Source organism: Ammoniphilus soli (assembly GCF_040813775.1).
Genome location: NZ_JBEGDL010000176.1, coordinates 1 through 587, shown reverse-complemented (window position 1 = coordinate 587; position 587 = coordinate 1). Strand labels below are relative to the sequence as shown.

The 587-nt window shown below is 43.3% G+C and carries 1 pseudogene; it reads left to right on the top strand.

Annotated features, from left to right (window positions below):
* Positions 1–587, top strand: a pseudogene (locus ABLT31_RS38930) (transposase); the annotation flags it as partial.

Here is a 587-nt window from a genome sequence, read left to right as displayed (position 1 = left end):
AGACCTTCGTGATCAAATTCCACTGGCACCTGCTTGGGGAATTAAGAAAAACAGCGAAGGAAAGAACGTTTTTTGGTATGGCTTTAAAGCCCATCTTGCCGTAGGAACCAAGAGTCAATACATTTTGGAATCGTTGATGTCATCTGGAAGCTAAAACGACGGAAAAGCGGCCATCCCTTTACTCAAAGGAGTCGATAAACTTCCTCTCTCGATTCGCTATGGCATCATGGATGCCGGGTATGACTATGTTCCCATATACCAACAAATTCATCGCATGAAAGCTCACTCCATCATTGCCTATAACAAGAGAAACGAAGGAGAAGTCATCGGATTTGACAAAAATTTTGCTCCAACGTGCGTTCGAGAGTATTCCTATCGCTATGACAGCTATGACAAGAAGTACAAAACGTTAAAATTCGTACGTCCCAAAGAGTGTAAAGACTGTCCACTGGCTCAAGATTCATTGTGTCAAAAAGTGTATAAAGTACGAATCGAGAGCGATTTGCGTCGTTACGCTGCACCAGCTCGTGGTAGTCAGACATGGGAAGAACTATATGACCAACGAACAGCTGTAGAACGAGTGATAG